Here is a 15772-nt window from a genome sequence, read left to right as displayed (position 1 = left end):
ATCCCGCACCACGGGCAGCCGGGCCAACTGAGTCGCCAGCCGGACCAGACGAGACGCGCCCCCACCGCTCATCCCCGCCGAAGCACGCAACCAGGTCCCGGTCGAGGCATGCCCGCCACTCGCAGCACTCCTGGCCTCACCGGTCGCATGCACGCGCCCCACCCGCGCGGCGATCGCCGAGTCCAGCCGATCCCGCGTGAACAGCAACTCCTCCGTCTCACCCAGACACAACCCGGCACCCTCGGGCAGGTCGGACACCGCAAGCAGGGACGCGCGCTGCCTCAGCTCCGACACCAGCACCCCGGAACCCACCGACCCGCACGGATCCTCCGACCCCGCCCAACAGCCACCATCAACCAAGCCCCCGCCATCGGTCCAGCCGCCGTCCGCCGAGCTGCCATCGATCCCACCGCCATCAGCCGGGCGGGCGCCATCGGTCGAACCGCCATCAGCGGAGCGCCCGCCGTCGGTCCGGTTGCCGCGGAGGAACTGCTGCCATGCGTCGTCGTGGGCGTCGTCGGTGGAACGCTGGGGCGGGACGTACTCAGGGTCCAGCACCGTCCCCTTCAAGGGCGCGGGCAGCTCGCGTCCGCGGGCGCCCCCCGCACGGGAGGGATCACGCACCTCGAACGGAGACCCGAGCATGGAAGACGCCCCCTTTCCGCTTCGGCAGATCCCGAACAACCACCCCCACGCTATCTGGCACCTATGACAAAACCTGGCCTTGATCCGCGACAAAACCGCAGGTCACACGCCACGCGAAAAGATCTACCTATCACCCGCTCACCTGCCACGACCCGAAGAACCATCCGGCACGCGCGATCAGGGCAGCACGCCAACCCGCGGACCCTCAACCTGCGAAGAACAGGCCCTCAGCTCGGCCAAACACCACTGGACAAGATCATGAGACGGCGGACGCCAAGGCGGGGGTAGGCATCCAGCAGATAGGTTCGGGTCCTGCGATTAGAGGCGCCAGCGTGGCACCGACGAACTCAAGCGATATTTCTAGACCAGCGAGGTCAGCGGAGGCCGACGATCTCGGCGTATCTGGTCATGTCGTGTTCGTAGGCGTCGTCGCCGATGCGTGGGGAGACCACCACCTCGTCGAGGCCCAGGTCGGCGCAGCGGCGGATGTAGGTGGCGTCGTCCTCCCAGTCCTGCTCCGTCTTTCCCTTGGCGCGGCGGCCGACGCGCAGGGAGACCTCGGCGCGGCTGCGGCCCGCGGCCGTCAGGGCGTTCTCCAGTTCTTCGGTGAAGCGGGCGATGTCGTCGTAGCTCTGGCTGTAGCCGGCCCAGCCGTCGCCGAGTTCGACGATGCGGCGGAGAGTGGCGGGGCTGTTGCCGCCGACGATGATCGGGGGGTGGGGGCGCTGGATCGGTTTGGGGAAGGCGTACAAAGGGGGGAAGTCGACGAACTCGCCGTGGAATTCGGTTAGTTCGTCGTCGGACCAGGTGGCTTTCATGGCGCGGAGGTATTCGTCCATGCGGGCGCCGCGGCGTTCGAAGGGGACGTCGAGGACGGCGTACTCCTCGGCGGACCAGCCGACGCCGACGCCGAAGTTGAAGCGGCCGCCGGAGAGCTGGTCGACGGTGGCGATCTGGCGGGCGGTCACGACGGGGTTGCGTTGCGGGACGACCATCACGTACGTGCCGATCCTAAGACGCAAGGTGGCGGCGGCGATGGCGCCCGCCAGGACGAGCGGGTCGTGCACGCCTCTGGTGGCGTTGACCTCGACCGCGCCCGCCTGCTCGTACGGGTACCGAGAGGTATAACGCGGCATGAAGACCACATGCTCGGGCAGCCACACCGAGTGGAAGCCGAGTTCCTCGATGAGCTGGGCCGACTCGATGGACCAGCGCCCGGCGCGGGAACCGGCCCCCGGGTACCACTCACTGATGCCGATCTTCACAGCGCGCTCCCTTCGGGGTTCAGGAACGTCTCGCGCAGCACGTGTTTCATCACCTTCATACTGGAATTGCGAGGCAACGCCGCCACGAAGAAGATCCTCCGCGGCTTCTTGTACGAGGCGAGCCGCTCCTGGACGTACTCGACGATCTGCTCCTCCGTGAGCGTCTCCCCGGGCTTGACCACCACGGCGACCGAGACGGCCTCACCCCACCGGTCGTCGGGCAGGCCGAAGGCGGCGGCGTCCGCCACCGAGTCCATGGTGAGCAGCACCCGCTCGACCTCCGCCGGGTACACGTTGGCGCCCCCGGTGATGATCAGTTCCTTGGAGCGCCCGGTGACGTAGAAGTACCCGGCCTCGTCCTGGTAACCCAGGTCGCCGGTGTAGTACTCGCCGTCGCTGAAGACCTCGGCCGTCTTCTCCGGCTGGCCCTGATATCCGGAGAACATGGTGTCGCACTCGATGACGAGCTCGCCGACCTCCCCCACGGGGACCGGCTCGCGGTCGGAGTCCACCACCCGGACCGCGGCCGTGGGCAGCGGGCGGCCCACCGAGGCGAAGATGTCCTTGGCCTGGCTGCGGCCCGTCCAGTCGGCGCGGTTGGTGATGGTGATCGGCCCGACCACCTCGGTCATGCCCCACGTCTCGACCAGGCGGTCGCCGATGAGGTCCACCAGCTTCCCGGCCAGCTCCGGCGGCAGCGGGCCGCCCGAGTGCAGCACGGTCTGCAGGGTGTCGAGCACCTCCGGGTACAGCCGCAGCGCCTCCATCAGGCCGGGGATCAGCGGGGTGAGCCCCAGGGTGAAGGTGGACCCGCGCTCGGCCATGTGCGCGCCCCACTGCTCGGGGGTGGCGCCAGGAATGAAGGAGACCGTGCCGCCGGTGTAGAAATGCGGAAAAATCACGCCCCAGATGCCGGACACGAAGGACCAGCCGCCGGGAAAGGCGCAGTGCCCGTGCAACGGCAGGCGGTAGGCGTACGGGACGAGCTTGACGCACCCCGCGACGGCCCGGTGCGAGGCGAGCGCGCCCTTGGGAAAGCCGGTGGTCCCGCTGGTGTAGCCGATGATGGCGATGTCCGCAGGGGTGGCCGTGAGCGGCAACGCCTCGGAAGACGAACCGCGCAGCGCCTCCGCGTAGGACTCGGCTCCGTCAGGGACGGCTGAGCCGATGGCCAGCCACGCCGTCAGCCCCGCCGCCGACCGGGTACGCGCGACGGTCGCGGCGACCCCGTCGGTGTGCACGAGCCCCTGAGCCCCGGAGTCGGTGAGCACGTAGTCGATCTCCTCGGCGGTGAGCCGGTCGTTGACGTGCACCACGGGGTACCCGCCGATCGCCAGCCCGACATACACCTCAAGGGACTCGATCCGGTTCTCCAGCAGCGCGGCCACATGCGTCCCCGGCGCCAGCCCGCGCGACCGCAGCGCGTGGGCCAGCCGCCGCCCAGCCGCCACCACCTCCGCGAAGGTACGGCTCTCGCCCTGCGACTCGACCGCCACCCTGAACCCGAACCGCCGACCGGCCTTTTCGAAGATCTCACCCATCGTGTCGCTCATCGATGCTCCTTGAGGTTGTAGACACGGACCGCGTTGGCGGCCAGGAACAGTGCGAGCTCCTCCGCGGACAGGACGGGCGGCTCCCCGGCGTACGGCTCCGCCAGGCTGGTGACCCTATCGATCCAGGTCAGGAGCTCATCGCCGTGGGGGTCGGACTTCTCGCCGCGAATGATGTCGGAACCGAAGAGCAGCCGGTGCGCGCCGAGCTGGGAGCGCATCCGGGCCAGGCGCCGGCGGAACTCCGGGTAGTCGGTCAGCGCGCAGCGCTGCCAGAGAGACAGTTCGAGATAGGCCCGCTGCCAGCCGGTGGCCGCGTCCAGCGCCTCCGCCCACCAGGCTTCCAGTCCCGCGTGCGCGAAGACGACGGTGAGGGTGGGGTGGCGGGCCAGCAGCGAAGCCACTTCGGCGGGCCGGGAGCGCACGGTCTGGAGCGGGTCGCCGCCAAGCGGGGAGGTGTGCACGACCACGGGCAGGTCCAGCTCGGCCAGCCGCTCGAACAGCCAGGTGTGCGCCGGATCGGCCAGGTCCCAACCGGCTGCCGGGTAGAGCTTCACCCCCCGGCAGCCGCCCATCCGGGCCGCGTGGTCGAGGATCTCGGCCGCGTCCGGGTGGCGAGGGTCGATGCCCGCGCAGAAGAAGAGCCGGCCGGGATACACGTCGGCAAGGGACTGGCAGCGGGCATGGAGATCGCGGATGGGCAGATGTTCGCCGGCGGGGCGGCCGACGATGGTCCAGTCCACGACCGGCATCAGCCCGGCGGCGACCCCGGCGCGGTCGAAGGCCGCGATGGTGAGCGCGCCGGACGGGTCGCTCTGCCCTTGGGCGACCCGGGGGAAGACGTCGGCCGGGTCCCGTTCCGGGTGGCTACGCCCCACCGCCTGCCGGGCCCACGCCCAGCGCAGCCCTTCCGGCAGCCAGGACGCGTCCAGGATGTGCATGTGCGCATCGATCACCGTGGGGTGCACGTTCAGGCCCATGTCAGTCGCGGCCACCGGGTCACGCCCCGGCCAGGATGTGCACGGTGGAGGCGGCGGTCTCCCAGTCGATGACGCCCCCGCCGATCTGGGCCAGGCCGACGCGGACGTGGGGCAGCTGGAGCTCGCCCGCCTCCCCCCGGATCTGCTGGGTGATGTCGTGGACCTGAGCGAGGCCGCTGGCCCCGAGGGCGTGACCGCGCCCGACGAGGCCGCCGGAGACGTTCACCGGCATCGCGCCCGAACGTTCGGTGACGCCCGTCATGGCCCACTCCTCCTCCTGGCCGGGCGCGCACAGCCCGAGTTCGCTCCAGGTGAGCAGCTCGTACGCGACGGACGCGTCGTGCACCTCGGCGAAGTCGACGTCCCCGGGGCCGAGCCCCGCCTGCTCGTACGCCGCCAGCCCCGCCGCCTTCGCCGCGCCAGGCCCCGCCGTGCCCTTGGGCGGGCGGGTGGCCAGCCGGGATGCCAGGATCCGGACGTCGCGATCCCCGGGCCGCCGGGTGACCACGGCGGCGGCGGCCCCGTCGCTGATCGGGGAGCTCATCAGCACGGTGAGGGGATCGACGACCACCCGGGCCTTCAGCACGTCCTCGGGGGACCCGCCGAACCTGCGATGGGCCATCGGGTTGAGCCGGGCGTTCTCCAGCGACCGCGAGGTCACCCGGGCCAGCCCATCCATGGTCACGCCGCGCTCGCCGAACAACGTCTGCGCCAAGCGCGCCTGCCGGTCGACGAACGGGCTGCGGTCCTCCCCCGCGCCGTCGCCCACGGCGAAGCCGTCCTCGACGTCCATGCCCGCGCCGAACGCGCGGAAGGTGCGGGCGCGGTCTTCGTGGTTGGCCTTCTCGACTCCCAGCGCCAGCACGGTGTCGTACAGGCCGGAGGCGACCGAGAGCCACGCCAGATGCAGCGCGTTGCCCCCGGAGGCGCAGGCGTTCTCGACGTTGTGCACGGGGATGGTGCCGAACCCGAGAGGATAGGTCACGGTCTCGCCCCGGATGCTCTCCTGGCCGGTGATCAGACCGGCGAGCGCGTTGGCGAAGAAGACCGCCTGGATGTCGCCGACCTCCATCCCGGCGTCCTCCAGCGCGGCCAACGCCGCCCGCCGGCCCATGTCCTTCATGGAGGAGCCGAGAAACTTGCCGAACGGGGTCATACCGACCCCCCGGATCACCACGTCGCTTCGCATAAGAGTCATCCCTTCGGAGGGCTGGGCCAGGAGGCGCTGACGCCGCCGTCGACGATCAGGCTCTGGCCGGTGACGTAGGCGGCGTCGTCGGAGGCCAGGAAGGCGACGGCGGCCGCGGCCTCCTCGGGGGTGCCCTCGCGGCCCATCGGGACCACGGCCGCGCGGGCGGGCGCCCCCTCCGCCCCGAACTCGCGCCGGACCAGCGGGGAGTCGATGACGCCGAGCACGACCGCGTTGGCGCGGATGCCGCGGGCGGCGTACCGGACCGCGATGTGCCGCATGACGGCCAGCTGCGCCGCCTTGGTGGCCTCGTACGACAACGACCGGCGGCTGCTCAGCAGCCCGGCGGTGGAGCCGACGAAGACGAACGCGCCCCGCGAGCGCGCCAGCATGGATTCCAGCGCCGCCTGGGCGGTGAGCCAGTGCGAGCGCACGTTGACCGCCTCGGAATACTCCCACTCCGAGAGGGTCTGCGCCTTGAGCGGCTCCCGCCCGGAGATGCCCACGTTGCACACCACGATGTCCAGGTGCCGGTACGCGTCGAGCGCGGTCTCCACGGCCGCCTGGCAGGACTGGGGGTCACAGGCGTCCACCGCGACCGCCAGGCCGGGCGTCGCCAGCGCGTCCACGGTGGCCTGGGCCCGGCCGAGGTCGATGTCGCCCACCACGACGGTGGCGCCCTCGGCGGCCAGGCGGAGCGCGATGGCCCGGCCGTTGCCCATCGGAAGCGCCTCGCCGTCGCGGGCGGGTCCGTGGCTGCCGCCGCCCAGCACGTACGCGACCTGCCCGGCCAGCCTGCCGTCAACAGTCATGAGAAGGCCCCCTCCTCAGTACGAGCGCGGCAGGTCGAGCACCTGCTGCGCGATGAAGTTCAGGGACATCTCCTGGCTGACCGGCGCCAGCCGCATGATCCGCGCCTCCCGCCAGTAGCGTTCGACGTGGAACTCGTGGGCGTACCCGAGCCCGCCGTGAGTCTGCACGGCCCGGTCGGCGGCGTCGTACCCGGCCTGCGCGGCCAGGTACTTGGCGATGTTGGCCTCGGCCCCGCAGGACAGGCCCGCGTCGTACCGCCGGGCCGCCACCATGGTCATCTGCCACGCGGCCTCCAGGCGGGCATAGGCGTCGGCCAGCGGATGGCTGATGGCCTGGTTGGCGCCGATCGGCCGGTCGAAGACCTCGCGCACCCGGGCGTACTCGGTGGCGCGGCGGAGCGCCGCGTACCCGATGCCGACCGCCTCGGCGGCGATCAGGATGCGCTCAGGGTTGAGGCCGGACAGGATGTGCTTGAAGCCCTTCCCCTCCTCGCCCACCAGCCGCCAGCCCTCGACCGGCAGCCGGTCGTAGAAGGTCTCGCAGCTGGCGACGGCGTTCCGCCCGGCCTTGGGGATGGGCCGGATGTCGACGTGCGCGCGGTCCAGGTCGATCAGGAACAGGCTGAGGCCGTCGAACCTGCGCCGCTCGTCGCCGGGAGCGGGGGCGGTGCGGGCCAGGATCAGCGCGACGTCGGACTCCAGCGCCTTGCTGGTCCAGATCTTCTGGCCGGAGATCACCCAGCCGCCGCCGTCCCGCTCGGCCACCGTCTTGATCCGGGAGGTGTCGGTGCCCGCGTCCGGTTCGGTGACCGCGAAGGCGACGTGCAGTCTGCCCTCGGCGGCCGGGGGCAGGAACGTCTTCCTGAGCCGCTCGTTGCCGTACTTGAGCACGGGCTGCAGCCCGAACAGGTTCATGTGCAGGGCCGTGCAGCCGTTCATGGCCGCCCCGGAGGCGGCGACCTCGCGGAGCAGGATCGCCGCCTCGGTGACGCCCCGGCCGGCGCCGCCGTACTCCTCCGGCAGGGCGATGCCCAGCCAGCCGCCCTCGGCCATGGCGGTGAAAAACTCCCACGGAAAGCGGTGCTCGGCGTCGCAGGCGGCCCAGTACTCGTCGGGGAACTCCGCGCAGCGTTCGCGGACCGCCTCGGCGATCAGCGTGTGGTCGGGGTCGTCGAAGCCGGTCCCGAGGGCACCGCTCACGTGGCGCCCGTGAGGAACTCGCCGACGAGCTTGCGCGCGTCCGCCGACTCGTACGGGACCATGTGCGCGGCGTCGGCCACGACCTCGCTGCGCGCGTGCGGCAGATGATCCGACCACAGCCCGGCCAGCGAGGGCGGCACCACGCCGTCCCGCGCCCCCCACACCAGCAGCACGGGAACCCCGGCGAGCCGGTAGAGCCGCTCGGCGATCCCGGTGTCCGGGATGGGGAACAGGTAGTTGCTCGCCGCCCCGAGCACCTGGACCCGGCGGATGACGGCCAGCCCGGTCTCGTGCGCGTCGGCGGGCCTGGGCTGCTGCGCGCCCGCGACCGGTCCTTCGGGGTCGGCGTAGATCAGCGGGTTGAGGTCCCTGGGCAGCAGCGCGAACATGTCGGCGCCGGGGTCGGCCTCGTCGAACATGCCCCAGGGGGCCATCAGCGCGAGGGCGCCGACCCGGGCAGGCTGAGCGACGGCCATCTCGGCGGCCAAGGTGGCCCCTAGCCCGTGCCCGGCCAGGCGCACGTCACCCACCTCCAGCCGGTCCAGCGCCCACCACAGGGTCAGGGCCAGATCGGGCAGGCTGGAGGCGGCGCGGACCGAGGTGGAGACGCCCCACCCGGGCAGGTGCGCGACCAGGACCCGGGCGGAGGCCAGCAGTTCGCCGGAGAGCGGGGGCTCCTCGAACGCGCCCCACTCGCTGTGCAGGTAGACCACGACGGGGCCGCCGGGGGTGCCGTGCTCGTCGACGACGGTGACGTCGCCCTGGTGCGGGCCTTCGAAGGTGTGCCTCATCGCGCCGCCACCTCCACGGGAGCGACCCTGGCCGGTTCGAAGCCGGGGATGGGTTTGGGCCACCAGTGGTGCTCGTACTGGGAGAAGACCCCCGACAGGCCGGGCTTGACCTTGGTGGCGAACAGCTCGATGTTGTTCATGGCCTTCTCGCGCGGCATGTCGCCGATGTGCATCAGGGCGATCCAGTTGCCGATGCGATTCGTCGCGGACAGGTGCTCCAGCTTCTCCCGGACCGTGCTGGGGCTGCCCGCGATGATGATCCCGAGGTTGATGAAGTCCGCCCACTCGTAGTCCCTGGCCGCGCGGAAGCTGTCCGGCCGGGCGGTCGACTTGGCGCCGGGCGGCGGGAGCACCGCGGCGAGCGACTCGACGCTCTTGTAGCCGGGGGCCTCGGCGAAGCCGGGGTAGGTGTGGGTGCACCGGCGGTAGAAGTACTTCACGTGGTCGGCGTAGAGGCGCTCGGCCTCCTCGTCGGTGTCGGCGACGAGGATCGGCTGGAACATGCCCACCCGGTACGGATTGTCGTCCACGCCCGCGGCTTCGGCCCGCTCCCAGAAGCGGCGCAACATCGAGCCGGAGAACTCGGTGCCGAAGTAGGAGAGGAAGAAGAACGGGAAGCCGCGCTGGATGGCGAAGTCCATGGTCTCCAGGGAGCCGCTGCCGGGCACCCAGATCGGCGGGTGCGGCTGCTGGAGCGGCTTCGGCCAGGGGTTGACGTAGCGGAGCTTGGTGTAACGGCCGTTGTGGCTGAACACCTCCTGCGACTGCCAGGCCTTGAGGATGAGCTCGAAACCCTCGTAGTACCGCTCGCGCACGGTGGCGGGCTTGATGCCGTAGGCGTAGTTGGTGTCCTGGCTGCTGCCGAGGGGGAACCCGGTGATGAGGCGGCCGCCGCTGATCACGTCGAGCATGGCCAGCTCCTCGGCGATCCTGATGGGCGGGTTGTACAGCGGCACCGCGTCGCCCATGACCAGGATCTTGGCGTCGGTGTCCGCGGTACGGCGGGCGAGCGAGGCGGCCATCATGTTCGGGCTCGACATCAGGCCGTAGGCGTTGCTGTGGTGCTCGTTGACGCCGATGGCGTCGAAGCCGGTGCGCGCCGCGTGCTCCAGCTCGTCCAGGTAGTCGTTGTAGAGGTGGTGGATGCGCCGCACGTCCATGAGGCGGGGGTCGATGTCGACCCAGACGCTCCGGTGTTTCTGGGCGAAATCCTCTGGCAGCCCGTCGAAGGGCATCAGGTGGAAATAGGTGAACTTCACGCTTGTCCCTCGTGTGGTTAGGTGTCCGGGACGAAAGTTTATCAAACGCTTGCTTTACTTTACATCGAACGCTTGCTTTACATCAGTGCCGTGTGAGTCAGGACAGGTGCCGTACCAGCAGGTCCAGCTCCTGCTGGAAGGTCTCGACGACCGTCGCCTCGGTCAGGTCGTTGATCCGGTGCCAGTTGTCGCGGATCTCCTCCGGCGACACCGACCGGGAGAAGTAGCCCGGCGTCTGCGCGACGACCACCCGCGCCACCCGGCCGCCGCCCACGTTGTACACCTCGCCGGTGACGTCGCAGGCGGGGTCGGCCAGCCAGACCACCAGCGGCGAGACCAGCCCGGGGTCGAGCCGGTCGGCCAGCTCGCCCAGCAGGTCCTCGGTCATCCGGGTGCGCGCGCCCGGCTCGATGGCGTTGACCGCGATGCCGTGGCGGGCCCCCTCCAGGGCCAGCGTCCTGGTGACGCCGACGATGGCCGCCTTGGCCGCCGCGTACGCGGTCTGGCCGAAGTTGCCGAAAAGACCGGCGGCGGAGGTGGTGTTGACGATCCGCCCGTACCGCCGCGCGGTGAAGACCGGCCAGGCGGCCTTGGTCATCCAGACGGTCCCGCCCAGGTGCACCGCGAGCACCGGGTCCACCTCGTCGCGGGTCAGCTTGGCCATCGTCCGGTCGCGCAGGATCCCGGCGTTGTTGACCAGGATGTCGAGCTGCCCGAATGTCTCCATCGCACGGTCGACCACCCGCTGGGCGCCCTCCGGCGTGCTGATGTCGGTGGCGTCGGCCACCGCGCTGCCGCCCGCCTCGGTGATCTCCTTGACCACCTGCCCGGCCGGCGTCAGCTCGGCGCCCACGCCGTCCAGCGCCGCGCCGACGTCGTTCACCACGACCGCCGCGCCGCGCTCGGCCAGCAGCAGCGCGTGCGCGCGGCCGAGTCCCCGGCCGGCGCCGGTGACGACGGCGACCTGGCCGTCCAGTCTGATCTCGTTCACAGGGGTGCCTTTCTAGCCGAACAGGGCGGTCATGATCTCGGGGCGCGAGCGCAGCTCGTCCGGCTCGCCCTCGGCGACGATCCGGCCCCGGTGCATGACGTAGACGTAGTCGCTGACGGCCAGGGCCAGCTCCGCGTTCTGCTCGACCAGCAGGATGGTGGAGCCCGTCTCGTGCAGCGTGGAGATGGTGGTGAACAGCACGTCCACGATGGAGGGGGCCAGGCCCATGGACGGCTCGTCCAGGACCAGCACGTCCGGCCGGGTCATCAGGGCCCGGCCCACGGCCAGCATCTGCTGCTCGCCGCCGCTCAGCAGCCCGGCGTACTGGCCGCGCCGCTCCGCCAGCACGGGGAACAGGTCGTAGACCCGGCCGATCTGCTGCTGGAAGTCGGCCTTGTCGCGCCGCTTGGCGTACGAGGCGAGCTCCAGGTTCTCCAGCACGGTGAGCGAGGGGGCCACCCGGCGGCCCTCGGCCACCAGCGCGACTCCCGCCCTGACCAGCCGGTGGCAGGGCCAGCCCGTGACGTCCCTGCCGCCGACCAGGACCCGGCCGGAGGAGGGCTTGTGCAGCCCGGCGATCGAGTTCAGGGTGGTGGTCTTGCCGGCGCCGTTGGCCCCGACCAGCGCCACCAGCGCCCCCTGGGGCACCTGGACGTCGACGTCGCGGACGGCCTCAACCACGCCGTGCGCGGCGCAGAGTTTCGATACGGCGAGCATCGGATCGCTTGCCAAAATAGGCCTCCCTGACATCGGGTTGTTCCAGGCACGCCGCGAGCGTGCCGACGGCGAGCACGGCGCCGGAGTTCATCACGGTGACCTCGTCGCAGAACTCCTCGACCAGCCGCATGTTGTGCTCGATCAGGACCAGCGTCAGCCCTTCCGCGCGCAGACCCAGCAGCAGTTCGCCGATCTGCCGGGACTCGGCGTCGTTCATCCCGGCGGTGGGCTCGTCCAGCAGCAGCACCCGTGGCTCGGCGGCCAGCGCCCTGGAGAGCTCCACCCGCCGCTGGTCGCCGTAGGAGAGCGTCTCGGCCAGCGCGCCGGGCGAGGCCGTGATGCCCACCCGCTCGATCAGCGCGAGCGCCTTCGCGGTGACCTCGGCCCGCTCCCTCCGCTCGGCGCGGCTGAGCAGCACGGCCCCCAGGATGGTGGAGCGCCGCCGGTGGTAGGCGCCGGTGGCGACGGTCTCCAGCACGGTCATGCCCGGGAACAGGCGGATGTTCTGATAGGTGCGGGCCACGCCCTCCCGAGCGATCCGGTACGGCGGCAGCCCGTGCGTCTCCCGCCCGTGCACCCGGATCACACCCCGGTCCGGCGACAGGAAACCGCTGATCATGTTGACGACGGTGGTCTTCCCGGCTCCGTTCGGGCCGAGCAGGCCGTAGATGCTCCGCTCGGGAACGAGCAGGTCCACCTCAGCGACCGCGCGCAGCCCGCCGAAGGTCTTGACCAGGCCCTCGACCTCAATCGCGTTCATTCCGACACCACCGCCTTCCCTCGGCCCCGCAATAGACGGAACCGCCGTAGATCGACCAGCCCCCTGGGCAGGTAGACGATGATCACGACCAGCAGCAGGCCCGTGACGATGGAGTCGAACTCGCCCAGCGGGCCGCGCAGCAGCTCGGGCAGCGCGGTGAAGACGACGGCGCCGATGATCGGGCCGAGCCAGTGGTAGGCGCCGCCGAGGACGACGGCGGCCAGGGTGGTGAAGCCCAGGTGCGTGTAGAAGGTGTCCGGGCCGATGAACTGCAGGAAGCTCGCCTGGAGCACGCCCGCGACCCCGCCGAACACGCCGGAGAGCGTGAAGCCCACCAGCTGCACCGCGCGCGGGGAGATCCCCAGCGACTGCGCCACAGCCGGATCCTCCCGTACGGCCGAGGCCGCCAGCCCGAACCGGGAGCCGCGCAGCCGGGCCAGCACGTACGCGGCCGCCCCCAGGCAGCCCAGGCACCAGAACCAGGTCCCTAGGTCGCCGGGGGCCAAAGTGCCCGCCACGCCGCCGGTGAAGCCCTCCATGTTGATCACCAGCACCCGGCCGATGAGGACCAGCGCGATGGTGGCCATCGCCAGGTAGTGGCTCTCCAGCCGCAGCACCAGGAAGGCGGTGAGCACCCCGAGCAGCCCGCCGCCCACGGCGCCGAGCGCCAGCGCCGCCACCGGGGGCAGCCCCAGCGTCATCGTGGCCCACCCGAAGGTGAAGGCGCTGACCGCGCCGAAGAAGACGGGCGCCAGGCTGAGCACGCCGGTCCACAGGGAGGCGTAGACGCTGAGCGCGAAGAGCGCGCTGACCCCCGCGAACTGCAGGGTCGTGTTCCAGGCCGCGAGGTTCATGCGCGCACCAGCCGGCGCTCGCCGAACATGCCCTGGGGCCGGGCCACGAGGATGACCAGCAGCACCCCGAAGGTGATCGCGTCGCGGAAGCCCGAGGAGATGTACTGGGCGCTGACCACTTCGAGGATGCCGATCAGGAAACCGGCCAGGGCGGCCCCGCGGATGTCGCCGTACCCGCCGACGACCACCGCGGCGAAGCCCTTGAGCAGCAGCGCCTCGCCCAGGTCGAACGAGACGTTGTTGGAGGAAAGACCGGCCAGCACGCCCGCCAGACCGGCGATGGCCGCCGCGGTGAAGGCGACCACCCGGAGCGTGCGGGCCGCGTTGACCCCCACGATGGTGGCCGACCTCGGATCGGCGGAGATCGCGCGCACGGCGGCGCCGAACCGAGTCCTGACGAGCGCCAGGTGCAACCCGAAGGCGACCAGCAGCGCGGCGGCGATGGTGAGCAGCTGCGCCGGGAGGATCACCAGGCCGCCCAGCCGGATCGGCCCGGCCGGGATCGCGTGGTCGGGGAAGCTGGTCGCGGAGCCGCCGCCGACCGCCTGCGCCACGGTGAGCAGCACGATCCACATCCCGATGGAGGAGATGATGGGCGCGAACGTGCCGGCGCCCCGGCGGCGCAGCGGCTCGAAGGCCACCAGGTCGGTCAGCACGCCGATGATCCCGGCGGCCAGCACGCCGGCCGCCAGCGCGAGGGGGAAGGGCAGGCCCAGCTCGGCCACCGCGAAGTAGGCGACTAACGCGCCCCAGGTGGCGAAGGTGCCGTGGGCGACGTTCAGGATGCCCATCTTGGTGAGGATCAGCGCGAAACCCACGCCGAAGAGAGCGTAGACGGCACCGAGAGCGAGGCCGTTCACGAGTTGTTGGATGACTAGGGTCACGCTTCCTCCGGGAACCCACAAATCAAGCGCTCGCTTTACCGGAAGCTATCCAGGTCGCGCGATCCGTGTCAAGGTAAATCAAGCACTTGCTTCACTATCTCTCCGACACTACGGTTAGGCGTTGCCCGCACGACGATTGGCCGCCCTTCATGCCACTTCCCGCCACGCTCCCGCCGGGCCAGGCCATCCGCCTGCTCCCCGAGAACGCCCGCGTCGTGGGCGCACCCGGCTGCGGCACCCCGGAGACCCTGCTCCGCGCCCTCGGCGAGACCGCGGACCTGCTGCCCGCCCCCACCCTCTACTCGGGGCTGCAACTGGGCGGTTACCCGTTCCTCGACGCGGTGCGCGAGGGCCACCTGCGCTACCTCACCTGGCATCCGTACGGCCCGGCCAGGCACGCCGCCGAGTATGTGCCCGCCCGCGCCTCCGCCGTCCCCGCCCTGCTCGATCACTGGCGCACCGACGCCGCGCTGGTACGGGTCTCCCCGCCGGACCGCAACGGCTACTGCAGCCTGGGCCCTTCGGCCAGCTACGTCAGGGCGGCGGTCACCCGGGCGAAGGTGGTGCTCGCCGAGGTCGACCCGCTGGTCCCCCGCACCCACGGCGACACCGCCGTGCACGTCTCGGAGCTCACCGCGCTGGTGGAGGCCGACACCCCGATGTGCGAGTACCACGAGGCGGCCCGCGACCCCCTCGGCGACCGCATCGCGGCGCACGTGCTGGACCTGCTGCCGGACCGGCCCGTGCTGCAGTTCGGCCTCGGCTCGGTCCCCGAGTCCCTCATTCACGCCCTGGCCGGCAGCGGCCTGCGCGGCGTCCGGGTGGTCGGCATGGCCACCGACGCCATGGTGGCGCTCTTCCAGCAGGGCGTGCTCAGCCCGCTGGACATGATGCCCGGCCCCGCCGTCTCGGCCGTGGAGCTCATGGGCACCCGCACGCTGATGGAGTTCGCCGACGGCAACCCCTCCATCGGCGTCTTCGACAGCCGCACCGGCCACACGCCGCGTCACCTGGGCGGCCTGCCCGGCCTGGTGTCGGTCAACTCGGCCGTCGAGGTCGACCTGCTCGGCCAGGTCAACGCCGAGACCGTGCGGGAGAGGCAGGTCAGCGGGGTCGGCGGCGCCGCCGACTTCGCCGAGTCCGCCCACGGCTCCCCCGGCGGCCTGTCCGTGATCGCCATGGCGTCCACCACCCCCGACGGGAAACACAGCCGGATCGTCCCCGCCCTGGCCCCCGGCGCGGTGGCCACCATCCCCCGGCACACACCCGACGCGGTCGTGACCGAGTACGGCGTCGCCTGGCTGCGCGGCAAGACCACGACTGAGCGCGCCGAGTCGCTCGCCCATATCGCCCACCCCAATCACCGGGCCGGACTGACGAAATGAGGAAAAAGCGTGACCGTACACACCAGGCGCGGGCTCTACTTCGAGGAGATGCACGTCGGTGACATCTTCAAGCACGAACCCGGCCGAACCATCACCGAGGCCGACAACGTGCTGTTCTGCAGCATCACCATGAACACCCAGACCCTGCACCTGGACGCGGTCCGCTCGGCCGAGAGCGAGTTCGGGCAGCGGCTGGTGAACAGCCTGCTCACGCTGGCCATCGTGGGCGGGATCGGGGTCGGCGACCTGACCCAGAAGACCACGGTGGCCAACCTCGGCTTCGGCGAGATCGCCTTCCCCGCGCCGGTGTTCATCGGGGACACCCTGTACTGCGAGAGCGAGATCATCGACAAGCGTCCGTCCGCGTCGCGGCCGGGCCAGGGCATCGTGACGCTGGAGCACCGGGGCCTCAACCAGGACGACGTCGTGGTCTGCCGCGCCAGGCGGACCGCGCTGGTGAAGTTCCTGCCCGGGGAGTAGGTCAGAGGGA

The 15772-nt window shown here is 71.1% G+C and carries 15 protein-coding genes and 1 pseudogene; 2 read left to right on the top strand and 14 right to left on the bottom strand.

Features of this window, described 5'->3' with window-relative positions; all coding sequences use genetic code 11:
• The 14 genes and pseudogenes from Aple_RS24380 to Aple_RS24315 all read right to left on the bottom strand — a co-directional run.
• Nucleotides 1–645 (bottom strand): annotated as a pseudogene (locus Aple_RS24380) (hypothetical protein); the annotation flags it as partial.
• A gap of 374 nt (nucleotides 646–1019) precedes the next feature.
• Nucleotides 1020–1910: an LLM class F420-dependent oxidoreductase gene (locus tag Aple_RS24375; RefSeq protein ID WP_155347003.1), complete on the bottom strand. Its 891-nt coding sequence runs from the start codon at nucleotides 1908–1910 to the stop codon at nucleotides 1020–1022.
• On the bottom strand, nucleotides 1907–3463 hold the full coding sequence (locus Aple_RS24370; RefSeq protein WP_155347002.1) for a class I adenylate-forming enzyme family protein: 1557 nt from the start codon (nucleotides 3461–3463) through the stop codon (nucleotides 1907–1909). Before Aple_RS24370 ends, Aple_RS24375 begins: the two co-directional genes overlap by 4 nt.
• Nucleotides 3460–4455, bottom strand: coding sequence for an amidohydrolase family protein (locus Aple_RS24365; protein ID WP_155347001.1), 996 nt, complete (start codon nucleotides 4453–4455; stop codon nucleotides 3460–3462). The genes Aple_RS24370 and Aple_RS24365 overlap by 4 nt, the downstream gene beginning before the upstream one ends.
• A gap of 4 nt (nucleotides 4456–4459) precedes the next feature.
• Nucleotides 4460–5629 (bottom strand): thiolase family protein, encoded by a 1170-nt coding sequence (locus tag Aple_RS24360; RefSeq protein ID WP_170321643.1) that lies wholly within the window; start codon nucleotides 5627–5629, stop codon nucleotides 4460–4462.
• A 5-nt stretch (nucleotides 5630–5634) separates the two neighbouring features.
• Nucleotides 5635–6441: an SDR family NAD(P)-dependent oxidoreductase gene (locus Aple_RS24355; RefSeq protein ID WP_155346999.1), complete on the bottom strand. Its 807-nt coding sequence runs from the start codon at nucleotides 6439–6441 to the stop codon at nucleotides 5635–5637.
• A 15-nt stretch (nucleotides 6442–6456) separates the two neighbouring features.
• Complete coding sequence (locus Aple_RS24350) at nucleotides 6457–7641, bottom strand: acyl-CoA dehydrogenase family protein (protein WP_174889868.1); 1185 nt, start codon at nucleotides 7639–7641, stop codon at nucleotides 6457–6459.
• Complete coding sequence (locus tag Aple_RS24345) at nucleotides 7638–8432, bottom strand: alpha/beta fold hydrolase (RefSeq protein ID WP_155346998.1); 795 nt, start codon at nucleotides 8430–8432, stop codon at nucleotides 7638–7640. Before Aple_RS24345 ends, Aple_RS24350 begins: the two co-directional genes overlap by 4 nt.
• Nucleotides 8429–9691: an LLM class flavin-dependent oxidoreductase gene (locus Aple_RS24340; RefSeq protein ID WP_155346997.1), complete on the bottom strand. Its 1263-nt coding sequence runs from the start codon at nucleotides 9689–9691 to the stop codon at nucleotides 8429–8431. Before Aple_RS24340 ends, Aple_RS24345 begins: the two co-directional genes overlap by 4 nt.
• A gap of 97 nt (nucleotides 9692–9788) precedes the next feature.
• The gene (locus Aple_RS24335; RefSeq protein WP_155346996.1) at nucleotides 9789–10682 is read right to left on the bottom strand and encodes an SDR family NAD(P)-dependent oxidoreductase; all 894 of its coding nucleotides are present in this window, start codon (nucleotides 10680–10682) and stop codon (nucleotides 9789–9791) included.
• A 12-nt stretch (nucleotides 10683–10694) separates the two neighbouring features.
• Nucleotides 10695–11414 (bottom strand): ABC transporter ATP-binding protein, encoded by a 720-nt coding sequence (locus Aple_RS24330; protein WP_218038495.1) that lies wholly within the window; start codon nucleotides 11412–11414, stop codon nucleotides 10695–10697.
• A complete protein-coding gene (locus Aple_RS24325; RefSeq protein ID WP_155346995.1) occupies nucleotides 11356–12159 on the bottom strand; it encodes an ABC transporter ATP-binding protein in 804 nt (267 codons plus the stop codon). Before Aple_RS24325 ends, Aple_RS24330 begins: the two co-directional genes overlap by 59 nt.
• Nucleotides 12156–13013, bottom strand: coding sequence for a branched-chain amino acid ABC transporter permease (locus Aple_RS24320; RefSeq protein WP_155346994.1), 858 nt, complete (start codon nucleotides 13011–13013; stop codon nucleotides 12156–12158). Before Aple_RS24320 ends, Aple_RS24325 begins: the two co-directional genes overlap by 4 nt.
• Nucleotides 13010–13897 carry a branched-chain amino acid ABC transporter permease gene (locus Aple_RS24315; RefSeq protein ID WP_170321642.1) on the bottom strand — a complete coding sequence of 296 codons (888 nt, stop codon included), beginning with the start codon at nucleotides 13895–13897 and terminating at the stop codon, nucleotides 13010–13012. Before Aple_RS24315 ends, Aple_RS24320 begins: the two co-directional genes overlap by 4 nt.
• A gap of 149 nt (nucleotides 13898–14046) precedes the next feature.
• Here Aple_RS24315 and Aple_RS24310 point away from each other — a divergent pair, with 149 nt between their 5' ends.
• Together Aple_RS24310 and Aple_RS24305 are read left to right on the top strand one after the other, a co-directional pair.
• Nucleotides 14047–15282, top strand: a complete 1236-nt coding sequence (locus Aple_RS24310) for an acetyl-CoA hydrolase/transferase family protein (protein ID WP_155346992.1) — start codon at nucleotides 14047–14049, stop codon at nucleotides 15280–15282.
• Nucleotides 15283–15291: 9 nt separating this feature from the next.
• The gene (locus Aple_RS24305) at nucleotides 15292–15762 is read left to right on the top strand and encodes a MaoC family dehydratase (RefSeq protein ID WP_246264742.1); all 471 of its coding nucleotides are present in this window, start codon (nucleotides 15292–15294) and stop codon (nucleotides 15760–15762) included.
• The last annotated feature ends 10 nt before the right edge of the window (nucleotides 15763–15772 follow it).

The organism is Acrocarpospora pleiomorpha, assembly GCF_009687885.1.
Taxonomy (GTDB): domain Bacteria; phylum Actinomycetota; class Actinomycetes; order Streptosporangiales; family Streptosporangiaceae; genus Acrocarpospora; species Acrocarpospora pleiomorpha.
The sequence above is the reverse complement of the archived record's forward strand: the minus strand, read 5'-3'. Positions and strand labels throughout refer to the sequence as shown.